The sequence below is a fragment of the Geomonas diazotrophica genome (assembly GCF_019063885.1).
In the GTDB taxonomy this organism is placed as follows: domain Bacteria; phylum Desulfobacterota; class Desulfuromonadia; order Geobacterales; family Geobacteraceae; genus Geomonas; species Geomonas diazotrophica.
The window spans coordinates 2,237,135-2,253,474 of the sequence record NZ_CP077684.1 but is presented as its reverse complement, the minus strand read 5'-3'; the positions used below and the strand labels follow the sequence as shown (position 1 = coordinate 2,253,474).

At 63.0% G+C, this 16,340-nt stretch carries 16 protein-coding genes and 1 riboswitch; of the genes, 9 read left to right on the top strand and 7 right to left on the bottom strand.

Annotation, left to right across the window (positions count from 1 at the left end; all coding sequences use genetic code 11):
• The first annotated feature begins 32 nt into the window (after positions 1–32).
• The 6 genes from KP003_RS09800 to gltX all read left to right on the top strand — a co-directional run bounded on the left by KP003_RS09800 (position 33) and on the right by gltX (position 5,333).
• The gene (locus KP003_RS09800) at positions 33–203 is read left to right on the top strand and encodes a hypothetical protein (RefSeq protein WP_217300664.1); all 171 of its coding nucleotides are present in this window, start codon (positions 33–35) and stop codon (positions 201–203) included.
• On the top strand, positions 200–1,864 hold the full coding sequence (gene argS, locus KP003_RS09795) for an arginine--tRNA ligase (RefSeq protein ID WP_216498898.1): 1,665 nt from the start codon (positions 200–202) through the stop codon (positions 1,862–1,864). The genes KP003_RS09800 and argS overlap by 4 nt, the downstream gene beginning before the upstream one ends.
• 9 nt (positions 1,865–1,873) lie before the next feature.
• On the top strand, positions 1,874–2,665 hold the full coding sequence (locus tag KP003_RS09790) for an SPOR domain-containing protein (RefSeq protein WP_216498897.1): 792 nt from the start codon (positions 1,874–1,876) through the stop codon (positions 2,663–2,665).
• 68 nt (positions 2,666–2,733) lie between these two features.
• Positions 2,734–3,576, top strand: coding sequence for a response regulator (locus tag KP003_RS09785; RefSeq protein ID WP_216791743.1), 843 nt, complete (start codon positions 2,734–2,736; stop codon positions 3,574–3,576).
• A gap of 79 nt (positions 3,577–3,655) precedes the next feature.
• A complete protein-coding gene (locus KP003_RS09780) occupies positions 3,656–3,844 on the top strand; it encodes a DNA gyrase inhibitor YacG (RefSeq protein ID WP_216498895.1) in 189 nt (62 codons plus the stop codon).
• 82 nt (positions 3,845–3,926) lie between these two features.
• Entirely contained in the window at positions 3,927–5,333 is a 1,407-nt protein-coding gene (gltX, locus tag KP003_RS09775) for a glutamate--tRNA ligase (RefSeq protein WP_216498894.1), read from the top strand.
• A gap of 143 nt (positions 5,334–5,476) precedes the next feature.
• Here the strand turns inward: gltX and fdxA are convergent, their stop codons facing one another.
• Positions 5,477–5,647, bottom strand: coding sequence for a 4Fe-4S ferredoxin (gene fdxA / locus KP003_RS09770; protein WP_183346266.1), 171 nt, complete (start codon positions 5,645–5,647; stop codon positions 5,477–5,479).
• A 230-nt stretch (positions 5,648–5,877) separates the two neighbouring features.
• Here fdxA and KP003_RS09765 point away from each other — a divergent pair, with 230 nt between their 5' ends.
• Positions 5,878–7,143 carry an acetate kinase gene (locus KP003_RS09765; protein ID WP_216498893.1) on the top strand — a complete coding sequence of 422 codons (1,266 nt, stop codon included), beginning with the start codon at positions 5,878–5,880 and terminating at the stop codon, positions 7,141–7,143.
• A gap of 100 nt (positions 7,144–7,243) precedes the next feature.
• On the opposite strand, the gene pta is transcribed toward KP003_RS09765, so the two are convergent.
• From pta to KP003_RS09745, 4 genes are all read right to left on the bottom strand, one after another.
• A complete protein-coding gene (gene pta / locus KP003_RS09760; protein ID WP_216498892.1) occupies positions 7,244–8,245 on the bottom strand; it encodes a phosphate acetyltransferase in 1,002 nt (333 codons plus the stop codon).
• An 89-nt stretch (positions 8,246–8,334) separates the two neighbouring features.
• Positions 8,335–8,832, bottom strand: coding sequence for a molybdopterin adenylyltransferase (gene mog / locus KP003_RS09755; RefSeq protein ID WP_216498891.1), 498 nt, complete (start codon positions 8,830–8,832; stop codon positions 8,335–8,337).
• A gap of 15 nt (positions 8,833–8,847) precedes the next feature.
• Complete coding sequence (gene moaC / locus KP003_RS09750) at positions 8,848–9,324, bottom strand: cyclic pyranopterin monophosphate synthase MoaC (RefSeq protein ID WP_216498890.1); 477 nt, start codon at positions 9,322–9,324, stop codon at positions 8,848–8,850.
• Between the two features lies 1 nt (position 9,325).
• Positions 9,326–10,537 (bottom strand): molybdopterin molybdotransferase MoeA, encoded by a 1,212-nt coding sequence (locus KP003_RS09745; RefSeq protein WP_217300663.1) that lies wholly within the window; start codon positions 10,535–10,537, stop codon positions 9,326–9,328.
• 76 nt (positions 10,538–10,613) lie between these two features.
• A riboswitch (molybdenum cofactor riboswitch) is annotated at positions 10,614–10,732 on the bottom strand.
• A 322-nt stretch (positions 10,733–11,054) separates the two neighbouring features.
• On the opposite strand from KP003_RS09745, the gene moaA reads away from it, so the two are divergent.
• Positions 11,055–12,035, top strand: coding sequence for a GTP 3',8-cyclase MoaA (moaA, locus tag KP003_RS09740; protein ID WP_216498888.1), 981 nt, complete (start codon positions 11,055–11,057; stop codon positions 12,033–12,035).
• Between the two features lie 16 nt (positions 12,036–12,051).
• Positions 12,052–12,480, top strand: coding sequence for an MOSC domain-containing protein (locus KP003_RS09735; RefSeq protein WP_216498887.1), 429 nt, complete (start codon positions 12,052–12,054; stop codon positions 12,478–12,480).
• A 283-nt stretch (positions 12,481–12,763) separates the two neighbouring features.
• Here KP003_RS09735 and KP003_RS09730 read toward each other — a convergent pair whose 3' ends face one another.
• Positions 12,764–14,752: a sensor histidine kinase gene (locus KP003_RS09730; protein WP_216498886.1), complete on the bottom strand. Its 1,989-nt coding sequence runs from the start codon at positions 14,750–14,752 to the stop codon at positions 12,764–12,766.
• Positions 14,749–16,116, bottom strand: a complete 1,368-nt coding sequence (locus KP003_RS09725) for a sigma-54-dependent transcriptional regulator (protein ID WP_216498885.1) — start codon at positions 16,114–16,116, stop codon at positions 14,749–14,751. The genes KP003_RS09730 and KP003_RS09725 overlap by 4 nt, the downstream gene beginning before the upstream one ends.
• Between the last annotated feature and the right edge of the window lie 224 nt (positions 16,117–16,340).

Genomic DNA, 16,340 nt, shown 5'->3' with positions numbered 1-16,340 from the left:
CGTTGCCCCATGCGGGCATTTGAGGGGAAAGTATGACTCAGACTGGAAAACAGCACTGTGTGGTCTGCGCCTGGCGCGAACACTGCTCCAAGAAATTCTGCGTGCCTGACGGCGGCGCCCACTGCCCGGACTTCACACGCGACGTGACCATAAAACCCGTGCCCGACGCGGAAAAGGATAAGGAAAGGGAGGAGAAGATATGAAGGAGCAGCTGCGCGCATGCATCCTGAAGGGAATCGAGGGGTGTTTCGCCGACGGCACGCTCACCTCTGGTGTGGTCCCGGCCATCAACGTGGAGAAGCCGGCGCACGCCGAGCACGGAGATTTCGCTACCAATGTCGCCATGCAGATGGCAAAGCAGGAGCGCAAGGCGCCCCGCGCCGTGGCGGAGGCCCTGGTCAAGAAGCTGGCCGAGGCGTCCGACCTGATCCGCTCAGTCGAGATCGCGGGGCCGGGGTTCATCAACTTCTTCGTCGAGGACAGCGCCTGGAGGAAGGTTCTCACCGAGATCGACCGTGCCGGTGACGAGTACGGCAAGAGCAAGGTCGGCGCCCGCAAGAAGGTGCAGGTCGAGTTCGTCAGCGCGAACCCGACCGGTCCGCTGCACATAGGGCACGGCCGCGGCGCAGCGACCGGCGATGCAGTCGCCTCGCTCCTCTCCGCCGCAGGATTCGACGTGCAGCGCGAGTACTACATCAACGACGCCGGCAACCAAATGAACACCCTGGGGCTCTCGGGGTTGTTGCGCTACAAGGAACTCCTGGGGGAGAAGATCGATTTCCCCGAGAACTGCTACCAGGGCGACTACATCAAGGACATTGCGCGGGACGCCATCGCCAAGCACGGCGACCGCTTCCTGAAGGCGCCCCAGGAGGAGGGGGTCGCCTTCTTCGCGAAGATGGGCGGTGACCTGATCCTCAAGGGGATCGACGAGGACCTGCAGGACTTCGGCATCCGCTTCGACAACTGGTTCTCCGAGCAGTCCCTGTTCGACGAGGGGAAGGTGACCTCGGCCATCGCGGAAATGCAGGAGAAGGGGCACATCTACGAGCAGGAAGGGGCGCTCTGGTTCAAGACCACCGCCTTCGGCGACGACAAGGACCGCGTCGTGGTCAGGAGCAACGGCGTAACCACCTATTTCGCCTCCGACATCGCCTACCACCGCGACAAGTACGCGCGCGGCTTCGACTGGGTCATCGACGTGTGGGGCGCCGACCACCACGGCTACGTCCCCAGGCTTAAGAGCGTCGTGCAGGGGCTCGGGCGCAAGGCGGACGACCTCGGCATCATCCTGGTGCAGCTGGTGTCGCTGTTGCGCGACGGCCAGCCGGTCGCCATGTCCACGAGAAGCGGCGAGTTCGTGACGCTGAAGGAGGTCGTGGACGAGGTCGGCCGCGACGCCGCCCGCTTCTTCTTCCTGATGCGCCGCTCCGACAGCCAACTCGACTTCGATCTCGAGCTCGCCAAGCGCCAGAGCAACGACAACCCGGTCTACTACGTGCAGTACGCCCACGCCAGGATCAGGAGCATCTTCGACACGGCCAGGGAGCGCGGCGTGGAGCCAAACTTCACCGGCGTGCGCCTGGAGCTTTTGGAGGGCGCCGACGACATGAGCCTGATCAAGAAGCTCTCCCTCTACCCGGAAATCCTGGAGGGGGCGGCGGTGAACTTCGAGCCGCACCGGATCACCTACTACCTTCAGGACCTGGCCGGCGAGTTCCACAGCTTCTACAACAAGAGCAGGGTGATCACCCCGGAGGAGCCCGAGCTCACCCAGGCCCGTCTGTTCCTGCTGCACTGCGTCGCCGTCACCCTGAAGAACGCGCTGACCGTGCTCGGGATCTCGGCTCCGGAGAGGATGTAGGAGGGGCACATGCGGCTTGACTACAGCGAAAAGATGAAGGCGGTCAGGGAAAGCGCCGAGCGCGCCAAGCCCGTGCAGAAGAACCGCCCGCGCCGAGAGCCGATCGGCACCTTCGCGGTGGTCGGCCTGTTGCTGCTTGTCCTTGGATACGGTGCGGGGGTGCTGACCGGATGGTTCCTGTTCAAAGGAAAGGTCGATGCCAAGGCCCTCGCAGCGGCGCAGGCCGCGGCCCAGCAAAAGACACAGGCAGCACCCGCGGTGCAGCCGGCGACGCCCGCTCAACCGGCGCAGCCGGGGCAGCCCGCACCTGACGTCCCGCTGACCTTCTACAAGACCCTCCCCTCGGGCGGGAAGGGTGCCATGGGGAGCGGCATCAACACGAAGCTTCCCGAGGTACAGTCCAAGGCTGCAGCCGCGGCGCCGGCCGCGACCGCAGCGCCTGCCCCCGGGACGGCACCGGCAAAGCCTGCCGCCGCTCCGGCCGCCAAGGCGCCGGAGGCGAAACCCGCCGAGAAGGCCGCCGACAGGGCTGAGCCCGCCGCAGACAAACCGGCGGCTGCCGACAAGCAGGGTGCCGAGGCGCGCTACCTGGTGCAGGTCGCTTCCTACAAGGACAAGAAGGAGGCCGATGCCGTACGCGCGAAGCTCGTCGCCAAGGGGGTAGCCGCTTACCTTGTGGAATCGAAGCTTCAGGACAAGGGAGTCTGGTACCGGATCAGGGTAGGACGGCACCTCTCCAAGCAGGAGGCACTGCAGTTGGCCGGGAAGGTCGGGAGCGGGGCGACGGTGGTAGCGGAGTAGCTTTTTCGCTCCCCGCATGGTTTTTTTCTCTCCCCGAGCTACAGTTAACCCCGGGATGGGGAGGTCCTATGGAAAAGCGAAAAAAGCTGGGCCAGATATTCATCGAGAACGGGCTTCTTACCGAGAAAACGGTGGAGCGCATGTTGGCGGTCTCCAAGAAGCTCGGCACACGCTTCGGGACCGTGCTGGAGGACCTGGAGCTGGTCACCGGCGAGGAACTGGCCCAGGCGCTGGCCACGCAGTACGGCTGCCGTGTCGCCAGCAACTTTGCCGGCTACAGCTTCTCGCCGCAACTGCTGAGGACCATCTCGGTGGACGTGGCCATGCAGAACAACATCTTTCCGCTCAAGCTGGACGAGAAGAGGCTGGCACTGGCCATGGCCGATCCCACCGAGACCCGGGTCGTGCGCAACATCTCGGCCAACCTCGGACTGACCATCACCCCCTTCATCGCCACCAGGAAGGAGATCTACGCTGCCATCTGCAAGAACTATCTGCAGAAGGAGGTGGCCAGCGCGGCCGCCCACACGGTGCTGGTGGTCGAGGACGACAAGCTGATCGCGAACATGTTCGGCGACTTCCTGGGACGGGAAGGGTTCCGCGTCATCCACGCCGCGGACGGGCTGGAGGCCTACAAGGCGGTCCTGACCGAGAAGCCGCACGTGGTGATCACCGACTTGATGATGCCCAAGTTGGACGGTTTCGGACTTTTCGACGCGCTGCATAGCGTGCCCGACCTGAATGCCATACCGGTGATACTCATCACCAGTTCCCTGCAGCCCGAGGACGAGGTGAAGGCCTTCGAGAAGGGGTTCTTCGATTTCATCGAGAAGCCGGTGCGGGAGGAGACCCTGATCATGCGGGTGAAGAGGGCGCTGCAGTTCAGGGAGCGCAAGTACCAGTTAAGTTGAGCGGTTGGCCTAAATCCGACCAGGACCACGCACCCTCCAGCCCCGTCCGGCGCTGGAGGTATTTATTTGAGGAAACCCCATGTGCGCCATACAGACCGTCAAGTGCCCGCATTGCCGCAAGGAAGCCACGCTGGCCGGGAACCCGTATCGACCCTTCTGCTCGGAGAGGTGCAAGATGATCGACCTCGGCACCTGGGCCAGCGAAGGGTACCGTATCCCCGGTGAGAAGGCGTCTCAGCACCAGGATGACGACGAGGACGAGGGGTAGGCGCCCCGCGCCCGACCATACCGAACGCAACACACCACTTTATTGCAGTCATGCAATGATCAAAGCAGCAAAGGAGCCTTTCATGTCAGAAGTACGTCTCCGTTTCGCACCGAGCCCGACCGGCTTTCTCCATGTAGGAGGGGCGCGTACGGCCCTTTTCAACTGGCTTTTGGCCAGGAAGCAGCACGGCACTTTCGTCCTGAGGATTGAGGATACCGACGTGACGCGATCCACCCAGCAGTCGGTCGATGCCATCTTCGAGGGGATGAAGTGGCTGGGGCTGGACTGGGATGAGGGCCCCTTCTTCCAATCCGACTACTTCCCGGTCTACAAGGAATACATCGACAAGCTGGTCGCAGAGGGGAAGGCGTACAAGTGCTACTGCAGCGTCGAGGAGCTCGAGGCGAAGCGCGAGAAGGCGCTCGCTGAAGGGGGAAAACCGAAGTACGACGGCACTTGCCGCAACCTCCCCCCCCAGGAGGACGACGGCCGCCCCTACGTGATCCGTTTCAAGACCCCCAAGGAAGGGGCCACCACCTGGAACGACCTGATCAAGGGGAAGGTCTCCTTCGAGAACGCTGAACTGGACGACCTGATCATCCAGCGCACCGACGGCACCCCGACCTATAACTTCGTTGTGGTCATCGACGACGTCACCATGAAGATCACCACCGTCATCCGCGGCGACGACCACGTCAACAACACGCCGCGTCAGATCCTGATCTACCAGGCGCTGGGTGCGCCGGTGCCGGTCTTCGCCCACGTGCCGATGATCCTCGGCGCCGACAAGGCCCGCCTCTCCAAGCGCCACGGCGCCACCTCGGTCATGGCCTACCGCGACATGGGCTTTCTCCCCGAGGCGATGGTGAACTACCTTGTTCGCCTTGGGTGGAGCCACGGCGACGAAGAGATCTTCTCGCTGCAGGACCTGATCGAGAAATTCTCCATCGAGAACGTGGGGCGCTCCGCCGGGGTCTTCAACCCGGACAAGCTCATGTGGCTGAACGCCCACTACATCAAGACGGGGGATCCGGTGCGCCTGGCCGACCTCCTGGTGCCGTTCCTGAAGGAGCGGGGCGTTGATCCCGCCCAGGGGGGACCGGACCTGGTGTCCGTGATCAAGACCCTGCAGGAGCGCGCCAAGACCATGCTGGAGCTTGCCGACGGGGCGCTGTTCTATTACAGCGACGAGCTTTCCTACGACGAGCAGGGTGTGGCTAAGGCCTTCAATGCCGACACACCCGCGCTTCTCACCGCGCTGGTGGAAAAACTGGCGGCCCTGCCTGCCCTCGACCAGGCTCACATCGAGCAGGCCTTCAAGGAGCTGATGGCAGAGAAGGGGATCAAGCTAGGCCAGGTCGGTCCCGCCGTGCGGCTCGCCCTCTCCGGCACGACCGCCTCCCCGGGCATCTACGAGATGATCGAGGTGCTCGGCCTCGCCGAGACCAAAAAGCGCATCGAGCGCGCCATAGCCGTCCTCGCGAAGTAGTCTGCGGCGAGGTGCGGATCAAAAAAAGGAGGGCGCCCCGGGGCGCCCTCCTTTTTGGTTCTTCGCTGCAAAAAATGAGGCCTGCAGCGGACGAACCGGCTGCAGGCCATGGCATTACATGTTTCTTTTGGTGCGGTTGCTGATTAGGCCGGGGAGATTGCGGACACCGGGCAGGTGTCTACGCAAGCGCCGCAGTCGATGCAGGTATCTGCAGCGATGGTCCTCTTGCTGCCAGCCTCGCTGATAGCGTTGACCGGGCAGGAATCGTCGCAGGCGCCGCAGTTGATGCATTCGTCGCTGATGGTATGTGCCAAAGTATTCACCTCCTTCACTTGGAGTTAAAAGTTGAGGTGGAAACTAGCACAGCGCTCGCAAAAAGTCCACCATAAAGCTGTAGACAATAAACTCCTAATCGGGAGAAAAATCTTGAACTGAGGCCCACTCTCCTGTATATATAAAAAAAGGTTTTATTTGTGTACTTTTTGTCCGGTGTGGATCTTCCTCGTATCACTGGGCAAACTACAATCACGGGGGATGCTAATCGATGGATATTCTGGCACTTAACTGCGGGAGTTCTTCTGTAAAATACCAGTTGTTTGATTGGGATAAAAAAGTGGTTGTGGCAAAGGGGATGGTGGAGCGCGTGGTCATCGGCGACTCCTTCATCCTGCACGAGGTATCCGGGCGTGAGACCTATCGTGAAGACTCCGACTGTCCGGACCACAAGACCGCAGTTGACCTGATCCTGAGGACCCTGACCTCCCCGACCCACGGCGTGCTTCAGGACATCAAACAGATCTCCGCGGTCGGCCACCGCGTCGTGCACGGCGGCGAGAAGTTCACCAAGTCCGTGCTGATCGACGACGAGGTGCTGGCCGCAGTCACCGAGGTGCAGCACCTGGCACCGCTGCACAACCCGCCCAACATCGCCGGTATTGAAGGCGCCATGGCCGTGCTCCCCGGTGTGCCGCAGGTTGCTATTTTCGATACGGCGTTTCACCAGACCATGCCCGAGCACGCCTACCTCTATCCGCTCCCGTACGAGTGGTACGAGAAGTATGGCGTTCGCCGCTACGGCTTCCACGGCACCTCGCACCTCTACGTTTCCAAGCGCATCGCCGCCATCCTGGGCAAGCCCGCCAACCAGTGCAACGTCATCACCATGCACATAGGCAACGGCGTCTCCCACTGCGCCATCAAAAACGGTGTGTCGGTCGACACCAGCATGGGGCTCACGCCGCTGGAAGGCGCGATGATGGGCACGCGCTGCGGCGACATCGATCCCGCCATACCCGCCTTCATGATGCAGAAGGAGAACCTTTCCGCCAAGGAGATCGACTCCATCCTGAACAAGAAGAGCGGCGTCATCGGCATTACCGGCCGCTTCACCGACCGCCGCGACGTGATCGAGAACGCCAACGGTGGAGACCGTCTCTGTGCGCTGGCGTTGGACATCGAGGCGTACCGTCTCAAGAAGTACATCGGGACCTACATGGCCGTCGTGGGGAGGCTCGATGCGGTCGTCTTCACCGCCGGGGTGGGGGAGATGGGGGCGCCGATCAGGGAGCGCGCCATCTCCGGGCTCGAGCACCTGGGTATCGTCCTCGACAAGGAGCGCAACGCCTCGGCAATGACCAGAAAGCGCGAGACGCTGATCACCACGGACGATTCGCCGGTCAAGGTGTACGTCATCCCGACCGACGAGGAGCTGGTGTTCACCGAGGACGTTGCCGCCATCCTGGACGGTAGCTACACCGACCACATGAACTTCGAGTACAGCTTCTCCAGGCCCGACTTCGTCAGGAAGTAGGGGTAGGCGAGCGTAAGACAGCAAAAAGGCCGGCGGGGTAACCCCGCCGGCCTTTTGTTTTGTTCGCTGTCTCAGCAGCCGGTCGGACCGGTCGTCGCGGTTAGCCTTGCGCCTGCACCGCGGTGATGGCGGTTACGTCCACGATGTCCTGCACCGAGCAGCCGCGGGAGAGGTCGTTGACCGGCTTGGCGAGCCCCTGGATCACCGGGCCGATGGCCTTGGCGCCGGCCAGACGCTCCACCAGCTTGTAGGCGATGTTGCCGGCATCGAGGGTCGGGAAAACGAGCACGTTGGCCTTGCCGGCCACGCCGCTGCCGGGGGCCTTCTTGGCGCCCACCGCAGGGATCAGGGCGGCGTCGGCCTGCAGTTCGCCGTCGATGGAAAGTTCCGGATCCATCCCCTTGGCGATCTCCAGCGCCTTGAGCACCTTGTCCGCATCCTGGTGGCTCGCGCTTCCCTTGGTGGAGAAGGAGAGCATGGCGACGCGCGCGGGGACATCGAGGAAGGATTTGCAGTTCCTCGCGGTGGCGATGGCGATCTCTGCCAGGGCCTGCGCGTCCGGGTTGGGGTTGACGGCGCAGTCGGCGAAGAGGATGACCCCGTTCTCCCCGAAGTTCGGGGTCTGGGTGGCCATCAGGAAGAAGGAGGAAACGGTCTTGATGCCGGGAGCGGGACCGACGGTCTGGAAGGCGGCACGGAGCACGTCGCCGGTAGTGCCGGTAGCGCCGGCCACCTCGCCGTCGGCGTCACCCTCGCGTACCATCATCCCCGCGAAGTAAAGGTTATCCGGTGCGGTCAGCATCTCCTGCGCCTGCTGTGGCGTGAGCCCCTTGGACTTCCTCAGTTCCACGAGCTTCCCGACGTACGCGTCGAGCTTGGGCGAGGTTGCGGGGTCCACCAGTTCCACGCCGGCCAGGTTGATCCCCTTGGCGGCGGCCGCCGCCAGGATCGCGTCAGGCTTGCCCAAAAGCACGATTTTGGCCAAACCTTGTTCCACGATCTGTTGCGCGGCGAAGAGCATCCTCTCGTCGTAGCTCTCCGGCAAGACCACCGTCTTGAGTTTCGATTTCGCCTTCTCGTGAATCTGCTTAACCAACGGCATGAGCATTCCTCCGTAATTGAATTATAAAACCGCGTTAGTTATATAACCCAGCAGGCGGGATCGGTCAATAAAAAAGCCGTCTTGGGCGGTCAGCGGGGGAGCGGCGTGCCGCACTCCTCGGGGTCTCCCTGCAGCTTGGCGACCGCGTGCGGCACCGCGGCCCACACGAAGCCGATGTTCTCGGTGGCCCCCTTGGGGCTCCCGGGGAGGTTGATGATAAGGGCGTTTTTTCTGATGCCGGCCACGGCCCTTGAGATGATGGCGTGCGGGGTCTTCTTGAGGCTCTCCATGCGCATCACCTCGCCGAAGCCGGGAAGGAGGCGCTCCACCACGCGCTCGGTCGCTTCCGGGGTGACGTCGCGCGGCGAGACGCCGGTGCCGCCGGTGGTGAGGATGAGATCGTAGGCGCCGCTGTCGGCCCACTCGATGAGCTTTTCTGAGATGAGGGCCCCCTCGTCGGGGATGACGTCGGTGCAGGCGACGGTGACGCCGCGTTCCTCGAGCCAGGCTTTTAGCGCCGGCCCGCTGCCGTCGGCACGTTCTCCGGTGGAACAGCGGTCGCTGAGGGTGAGAATGGCTGCTCGCATGGTGGTGTTTCTCCTTTAGTCCTCGCGCTTGAAGACGCCGCTCTTGCCGCCTTCCTTGTAGTGCAGCTTCACGTCGGAGATGACGATGCCCTTGTCGGTCCCCTTGCACATGTCGTACACGGTCAGCGCGGCTACCGTGGCGGCGGTCATGGCTTCCATCTCGACGCCGGTGCGCTCGAAGGCGCGGACGGTGGCCATGACGCCTATGGTTCCCCGGGCCTCGTCCACCTCGAACTCTATGGCGACGTGGTGGATGGCAAGAGGGTGGGAGAGGGGAATCAGGTCGGGTGTCTTCTTGGCTCCGGCGATACCGGCAAGCCGCGCCACGCCGAGTACGTCCCCCTTTGCCATCCGGCCGGACACGATGGACTGCACGGTTTCGGGTTTCAGGGTCAGCAGGGCGCCTGCTATGGCGGTGCGCATGGTCGGGGTCTTCTGGCTTACGTCGACCATGATGGCGTTGCCGCTGGCGTCGAAGTGGTTGAACGACATGTTAAACCTCCATTTCCAATGTGGGGTCGAGCAGGTGCAGATCTACTTCCGCGCCGACGGCGAACTCGGTCGCCTCCGCCGGGAGAATGGCCAGGGCGTTGCAACGCAGCATGGTCTTCAGTATCCCGGTGTTCTGATCGCCCGAGGTGCTGGCGACGAAGCGTCCCCCCTCGATGGCGACGTGAACGCGCAGGAAGTTTACCTTGCCCGCCTTCTTGCGCGCCCCTTCCTTCAGGATGCCGCTCACGGTGCGACGGAACACCTTTTCGTGCCCCATCATGCGCAGGATGGCGGGGCGGGCGAACTCCTCGAAGGTGATCATGGTGGAGACCGGGTTGCCGGGGAGGGAAAAGACCGGGACGTTCCCCTTCATGCCGAAGGCGGTGGGGCCGCCGGGCTTGATGCCGGGCTTCCAGAACTGCTCCACAACACCCAGCTCCGCCAGCACCTCGCGCACCAGGTCCCGGTCGCCGGCGGAGACACCCGCCGAGGTGACCAGGACGTCGGCCTTCAGTCCCTCGGAGAGGAGCGCACGGTGGCTCTCCCTGTCGTCGCGGGCGATGCCGAGGATGACCGGCTCGGCGCCGCAGAGCTTGATGGCGGTGGCGAGCGCAAGGGTGTTGCTGTTGACGATCTGGCTCTCCTTGGGTTCGGTGCCGACCTCGACCAGCTCGTCACCGGTGGAGAGGATGGCCACGCGCACCTTGCGGTAAACAGGCACCAGCACAGTGGAAAAAGAGGCCATCAGGCTCACCTGGGGCGCTCCGATCACGGTCCCCCGTGGCATGATCGCCTCGCCGCCGCGCACGTCCTCGCCCTGAAAACGGATGTGGTCGTGCTTTTTCACCTGTTGCAGCAGCTTCACGGTCTCCGCCGTGTTCTCGGTCTCTTCTATCGGGACGACCGCATCGGCCCCAGGCGGGATAGGGGCGCCGGTCATGATCCGCGCGGCGCACCCCGGCGTCACCACGTCATCGGAACTGACGCCGGCGGGGATGTAGTCGGTGACCTTGAGCACGGTCCCCGGCGCGCAGTCAGCGCTCCTGACGGCGAAGCCGTCCATGGCGGAGTTGTCCCAGCGCGGCATGTCCTTGGGCGCCACGTAGTCCTCGGCCAGCACTCGGCCGGCGGCTTCCAGCAGCAGCACCCTTTCCACGCCGGCAGGCGCCACCTTGTCGATGACCATGCGTCTGGCTTGCTCGTAGTTCGTCATCTCTTCCTCTTTGTTCCTTGGTAATGGCAATAACGAAAAAGGGCCCGACTCCGTGAAGGAAGAGGGGCCCGTGCGCGATGCGGCGGTGCTTCTCCTTTCCAAGAGGGAGGCGGTGCCGTTTCCGGCAGCACCCATCGGCTGCGGCACCCTGGGGAGTTTCCCTTTAGACGGCCGCGGCTCGGAGACGTTCTGCATATTTTCCCAAAGGGATAGCATATTTGCCGCAAAATAAACAATTATTTTAGCTTAAGATTGGGCGGCCCACTCAGATCGACGGCGCGACAACACCACGTCTTTGCGTTGTTTTTACTCCCCGATCGGCTCGGTTTGGCTACCGTATACTTTCCCTGGTTCTCCGCGGGCGCTCGCCAATCTCCCTCATTAAAGTGGTTGATTTCCGTTTGCCAAACAAGGTATGGTTTTTAGCGTGTATCCGAAAGCAGTGTCGGCCTGCTGGAAAACCGGTCAGGCCCATCTTGCAGTTTGACGCGACAAATACCTGAAGTCAGGACATATTATGTCATTGATAGATACCTACGGCAGGCGCATTAATTACCTGCGCCTCTCGGTCACCGACCGTTGCAACCTGCGCTGCAGCTACTGCATGCCGGAAGAGGGCGTGGAGAAGCTGGGCCACTGCGAGATGCTATCCTACGAGGACCTGCTCCGGATCTCCGCCGAGGCGGTCGCCGCCGGGATCGAGAAGATCCGCGTGACCGGCGGGGAACCGCTGGTGCGCAAGGGGATCGTCGATTTCCTGGCGCGCCTTGCCGCGTTGCCGGGGCTCAAGGAACTGGTGCTGACCACCAACGGTCTGCTCCTGAAGGAGATGGCCCAAGGCCTGAAGGACGCCGGGGTGCAGAGGCTCAACATCAGCCTGGATTCACTCAAGCCGGAGATCTTCGCCACCGTCACCCGGGGAGGCGAACTGCAGCGTGTTTTGGACGGCATCGAAGAGGCGGAGCGGGTCGGCTTTCCACCGCACAAGATCAACGTGGTGGTGATGCGGGGCGTGAACGACGACGAGATTCTCGACTTCGCGGCGCTCACCCTGAAACGCCCCTACGCCGTGCGCTTCATCGAGTACATGCCCACTTCCGGTGACGCCGACTGGCGCGACCTGACCGTCCCCGGCGCTGAAATCCGGGAACGCATCGCCCGCGAGTACGAGATCGAGGAAAGCAGCAACACCGAGCGCTCCGGCCCGTCCAAGAACTTCCGCATCAAGGGGGCACCCGGGTCGCTCGGGATCATCACCGCCATGACCGGGCACTTCTGCGATGGCTGCAACCGTCTGCGCGTCACAGCGTCAGGTGTCGCCAAAGGGTGCCTGTTCTCGGGGGAGGGGGTTGACCTGAAACCGGTACTAGCGACCGGTGACGCAGAACTGCTGCGCCAGGAGATCAGGCGCATCGTGGCCGCCAAACCCGGACGGCACGAAGTGACCGACGAGGGCTCTGAAACCAAACCTTTCGCCATGTCCCGCGTGGGGGGCTGAAAAACAAGGAGAACGCATGACCGGAAAGATCATCGCCGTCAACATCAGCAAGAACAAAGGGGAAAGAAAGACCCCGGTACCCGAAGTCACCCTGCGCGAGGAGCACGGGATCGTCGGCGACGGCCATGCCGGCGACTGGCACCGCCAGGTGAGCCTGTTGGCCCAGGAGAGCATCGCCAAGATGCAGGCGCTCGGGCTGGACGTGAAGGAGGGGGATTTCGCCGAGAACATCACCACCGAAGGGGTCGACCTGGTGAGCCTTCCCATCGGTGCCAAGATCGAACTGGGGGAGACCCTCCTCGAGGTGACCCAGATCGGCAAGGAGTGCCATACCCGTTGCGCCATCTACTACCAGGCCGGCGACTGCGTCATGCCCAAAGAGGGGATCTTCGCCCGGGTGCTGAAGGGCGGGGTGGTCAGGCCGGGAGACCAGGTCGTGGTGTAAGGGCACGACTGGCTGCTGCTCGAAACGGGCCCCGCAACCTGCCGAGGACGCGGCGCCGACTGCCGCGAGCGGCGTGTCTCTTCCGGTGCCCCACTCGAGGCCGGCGGACCTTAGGCTCCTTAGGCCCCTTAGGCCCCTTAGGCCCCTTAGGTCCCTTAGGTCCCTTAGGTCCCTTAGGTCCCTTAGGTCCCTTAGGTCCCATGGACTCTGCAACTGATGCAAGACCGAAACGGCCGCGAAGCGCAAGTGCTCGCGGCCGTTTCTTGTGGGGAGCGTGGGGCGCTTAGCGCTCGCAGGGGAGAAGCACGGTGAAGCTGCTCCCCTGTCCGGGAACGCTTTCCACGTCGATGCAGCCGCCGTGTTCCCTGATGATGCCGTAACTGACCGACAACCCGAGCCCGGTGCCGTTGGCCTTGGTGGTGTAGAAGGGGTTGAACACCTGCCTCAGGTTCTCCAGCTCTATGCCGACCCCGGTGTCCGAAATCTTCACCTCGTAGTTGTCGCCGCTTCCCACCGGAGCGCTCTTGATGCAGAGCACCCCACCCCGGGGCATCGCCTGCACGGCGTTCAGGATCAGGTTGGTGAACACCTGCCGTAACTGGTCTTGGTCCCCTTCGATCACGGCCCTTTGCTCCGCGTAGAACTCGAGCACTTCTATCTTCTCCAGTGAAACCTGGTGTCTCATCTGCCCAACGATCTCGTGCAGCAGCTCGTTCAGGTGAACCTCGCCGCGCTCCATCTGCTCGCGCCTGGCGAACTTCAAAAGGTTGGAGACGATGCGCTCCACCCGTTTCACCTGCTGGAAGATGGTGTCGACTTCCTCCCGGTTCGGCGCGTCCTCCGGGACCGAGAGCTGCAATAGCTCCGTGTTGCCGCGGATGATCGCCATGGGGTTGTTGATCTCGTGGGCGACGCCCGCAGCCAGCTCGCCGATCGCCGCCAGCTTCTCCACCCGCAAAAGCTCCTCGCGCGTCTGCACGAGGAGGCGGTTCTTCTCCTCCAGTTCCGCCGTTCTCTGCTGCACCTTTTCTTCCAGGTTGCGATTCAGCTCGATGATGCTGTTTTCGCGCTCGCCGAGCGACCGGCTCATGTCGTTGAAGCGGTCGGCCAGGTCGCCGATCTCGTCGCGCGAGTCGATGTTGCTCTGCACGTCACGTTCGCCTGCCGCGACGCGTCTGGTCAAAAGCTCCAGCTCCTTGATCGGCTGTGCCAGCTTGCGCCCGAGAAACCCGGCCATGGAGACGCCGGTCAGCCCGCTCAAGAGGAGCACGAAGCTCAAGAGCACGGCCATGTCGGTCTTCACCGCCGAGTAGTGGCTCTCCAGCATCCCCACGTAGAGCGCACCGATGGGCACCCCCTGCAGCGACAGGATCGGCTCGTAGGCGGTCAGATACCAGTCGTTCACCACGAAGGCCCTTCCCACCCACTTGGCACCTTTCAAAAGGACGCGGTCGTACACCGGCGCGGAGAGCTTGGTCCCGATGGCTCGGCTGCCGTCGGTGTTGGGGACGTTGGTGGCGATCCGGACGTCCCCCTGGAAGATGGTGGAGTTCCCCACGTCGCGGCCGTTCAGCTTGGCCCCTTCGTAGACGACGTTCTTTATCTTGTCCACCAGCTTCTTGTTGTTGTTCAACAGGACACCGCCGTAGAGGGCGCCCACCACGTTGCCGGCCTGGTCGCGCACGGGGGCGGCAACGAAGAGGAACATGGCCCCGTTCAACGGGGCAGGGGGGGTGGGGTCGGACCGGGTTCCGGCCACGGTGATCCGCGCCTGGCGCACCAGTTCCTCACCCTCCAGGGTCAGCTCGCTGGTGGGGATGATGGTGGTGCCGCTCACCAGTTCACCCTTGAGGGCCCGCGCCACGAACTGGTTGCGCAGTTTCTCGTCGCCGAACTGCTGCGGGTTGTTGGCGCGGAAGATCACCTTGCCGGAGGCGTCCACGGCCGCCAGGATGTCCAGGTGCTCGCTTTTGCGCACCGGCGTCAGTGTGGCGGCCAGGGCACGCTGGTCGGCGGCCGCGACCGTCTCCGAGGTCCTGCCGAAGGAGGCGGAGAGTTTGACCGCGTCGTAGAGGCGCGTCAACTCGTTCAGGTAGGCCTCGCGCGCCACGGAGAGGTCGTAGCGCACCTTCTCCTGGGCCTGCGCGGCCACCTTGGCGCTCAGGATGAAGACGCCGGCCATCCAGCAGATCAGGATGGCGATCGCCAGCGGGATCAGTGTGGCGACGGTGAGCTTGGTCTTGATGGGGAAACGGAGCCTTGGGATGTTCATGCGGGAATGGTGATCCCGTACTCGGCGATCTTGCGGTCCAGCGTCTTCCTGGAAATGCCGAGGATTTCGGCGGAGCGGCTCTTGTGGTAGCCGGTGCCGAGCAGGGTGCGCTCGATGTGCACCTTCTCCATGTTCTCGAGGGAAACCAGCTGCGGCTCGGCGGGCGCCGCCGCGACTTTTTGCTGCCTGCGCCAGATGGGGAGCTCCTTGGGAGTCACCAGCGGGGTACGGGCCAGGATTACCGCGCGCTCCATCACGTTCTCCAGCTCACGGATGTTGCCGGGCCAGTCGTAGCCGCACAAAAGCTGCAGCGCCTCTGGGGTCACCCCGGTGACCTCCTTCTTCATCTTGAGGCTGTACTTCTTGAGGAAGTGTTGGGCCAGGGGCTCGATGTCGTCCTTTCTCTCGCGCAGGGGGGGGAGCGGGATGTTGATCACGTTCAGGCGGTAGTAGAGGTCCTCGCGGAACCTCCCGGCGCGCACCTCCTCCTCGAGGTCCTTGTTGGTGGCGGCGACGAAGCGGATGTCGGCGCTCTTGCTGCGGGTGGCGCCCACCGGGATGAAGTCGCGCTCCTGGATCACGCGCAAGAGCTTCGCCTGGATGGGGAGGCTCATGTCGCCGATCTCGTCCATGAAAAGGGTGCCGCCGTCGGCTTCCTCCAGAAGCCCCTTTTGGTGGGTGATGGCGCCGGTGAAGGCGCCGCGCACGTGCCCGAAGAGCTGGCTCTCCAAAAGGGTCTCGGTGAGGGCCGCGCAGTTGATGGAAAGGAAGCGGCGCTCGCGCCTGGGGCTGTTGTAGTGGATGGCGCCGGCGATGAGCTCCTTCCCCGTGCCGGATTCGCCCAGCACCAGGATGTTCGCCTCGCTGGCGGCGACCTGGAGGGTGAGGTCGTAGGTCTCCTGGAAGACGGCGCTTCTGAAGATGATGGCGTCCTGCAGGATGGGCTTGCCCAGCTCGTTCTTGAGCGCCCGGTTCTCCTGCAGCAGCTGCTCCTTCTCCAGGGCGTTTTTCAGGACGCTCAGGATCTTTTCCTTGGGGAAGGGCTTGGTCACGTAGTCGTAGGCCCCCAGTTTGATGGCCTCGACCGCGGCGTCGATGGTCCCGAAGGCGGTCATGATGATGACGGGAAGCGAGGGCCTGAGCTGTTTCACCTCCTGCAGCACGCTGATGCCGTCCAGGTCGGGCATCCTGACGTCCTGAAGGATCAGGTCGGCGTCCCCCGGGTCCCCCTCGCGCAGGCGGCGCAAAAGCTGCGACCCGGCGTTGAAGGTCTCCACCAGGTACCCCTGGGTCTGCAACAGCTTCTTCAGGTAGATGAGGATTCCTTCCTCGTCGTCGCAGATGAGAATTCTTTCTTGTGTCATTTTGGGGCGCTCCTCGCGTCTTTCCCGCGCCGTTACTCGGGTCCTACCTTGGACAAAATGTCACACATTTTGACAAAACAGCGCAATCATTAATTAATATTCATCTCTGCAAAATTCCCGAGCGGCGCAGACAACATTATCATTTCGGACGTTTACGGTACACAACTATTTTTCTGGTAAACGTTTACGCGCTGGCATGGCAATTGCCGTATACGCGGTGCTAA

Coding starts and splice junctions, on each gene's coding strand:
- KP003_RS09725 (WP_216498885.1), bottom strand. CDS start 16,116: ATGACACAAGAAAGAATTCTCATCTGCGACGACGAGGAAGGAATCCTC.
- mog (WP_216498891.1), bottom strand. CDS start 8,832: ATGCGAGCAGCCATTCTCACCCTCAGCGACCGCTGTTCCACCGGAGAA.
- moaA (WP_216498888.1), top strand. CDS start 11,055: ATGTCATTGATAGATACCTACGGCAGGCGCATTAATTACCTGCGCCTC.
- KP003_RS09765 (WP_216498893.1), top strand. CDS start 5,878: ATGGATATTCTGGCACTTAACTGCGGGAGTTCTTCTGTAAAATACCAG.
- KP003_RS09790 (WP_216498897.1), top strand. CDS start 1,874: ATGCGGCTTGACTACAGCGAAAAGATGAAGGCGGTCAGGGAAAGCGCC.
- moaC (WP_216498890.1), bottom strand. CDS start 9,324: ATGTCGTTCAACCACTTCGACGCCAGCGGCAACGCCATCATGGTCGAC.
- argS (WP_216498898.1), top strand. CDS start 200: ATGAAGGAGCAGCTGCGCGCATGCATCCTGAAGGGAATCGAGGGGTGT.
- KP003_RS09785 (WP_216791743.1), top strand. CDS start 2,734: ATGGAAAAGCGAAAAAAGCTGGGCCAGATATTCATCGAGAACGGGCTT.
- gltX (WP_216498894.1), top strand. CDS start 3,927: ATGTCAGAAGTACGTCTCCGTTTCGCACCGAGCCCGACCGGCTTTCTC.
- KP003_RS09780 (WP_216498895.1), top strand. CDS start 3,656: ATGTGCGCCATACAGACCGTCAAGTGCCCGCATTGCCGCAAGGAAGCC.
- KP003_RS09800 (WP_217300664.1), top strand. CDS start 33: ATGACTCAGACTGGAAAACAGCACTGTGTGGTCTGCGCCTGGCGCGAA.
- KP003_RS09745 (WP_217300663.1), bottom strand. CDS start 10,537: ATGACGAACTACGAGCAAGCCAGACGCATGGTCATCGACAAGGTGGCG.
- KP003_RS09730 (WP_216498886.1), bottom strand. CDS start 14,752: ATGAACATCCCAAGGCTCCGTTTCCCCATCAAGACCAAGCTCACCGTC.
- pta (WP_216498892.1), bottom strand. CDS start 8,245: ATGCCGTTGGTTAAGCAGATTCACGAGAAGGCGAAATCGAAACTCAAG.
- KP003_RS09735 (WP_216498887.1), top strand. CDS start 12,052: ATGACCGGAAAGATCATCGCCGTCAACATCAGCAAGAACAAAGGGGAA.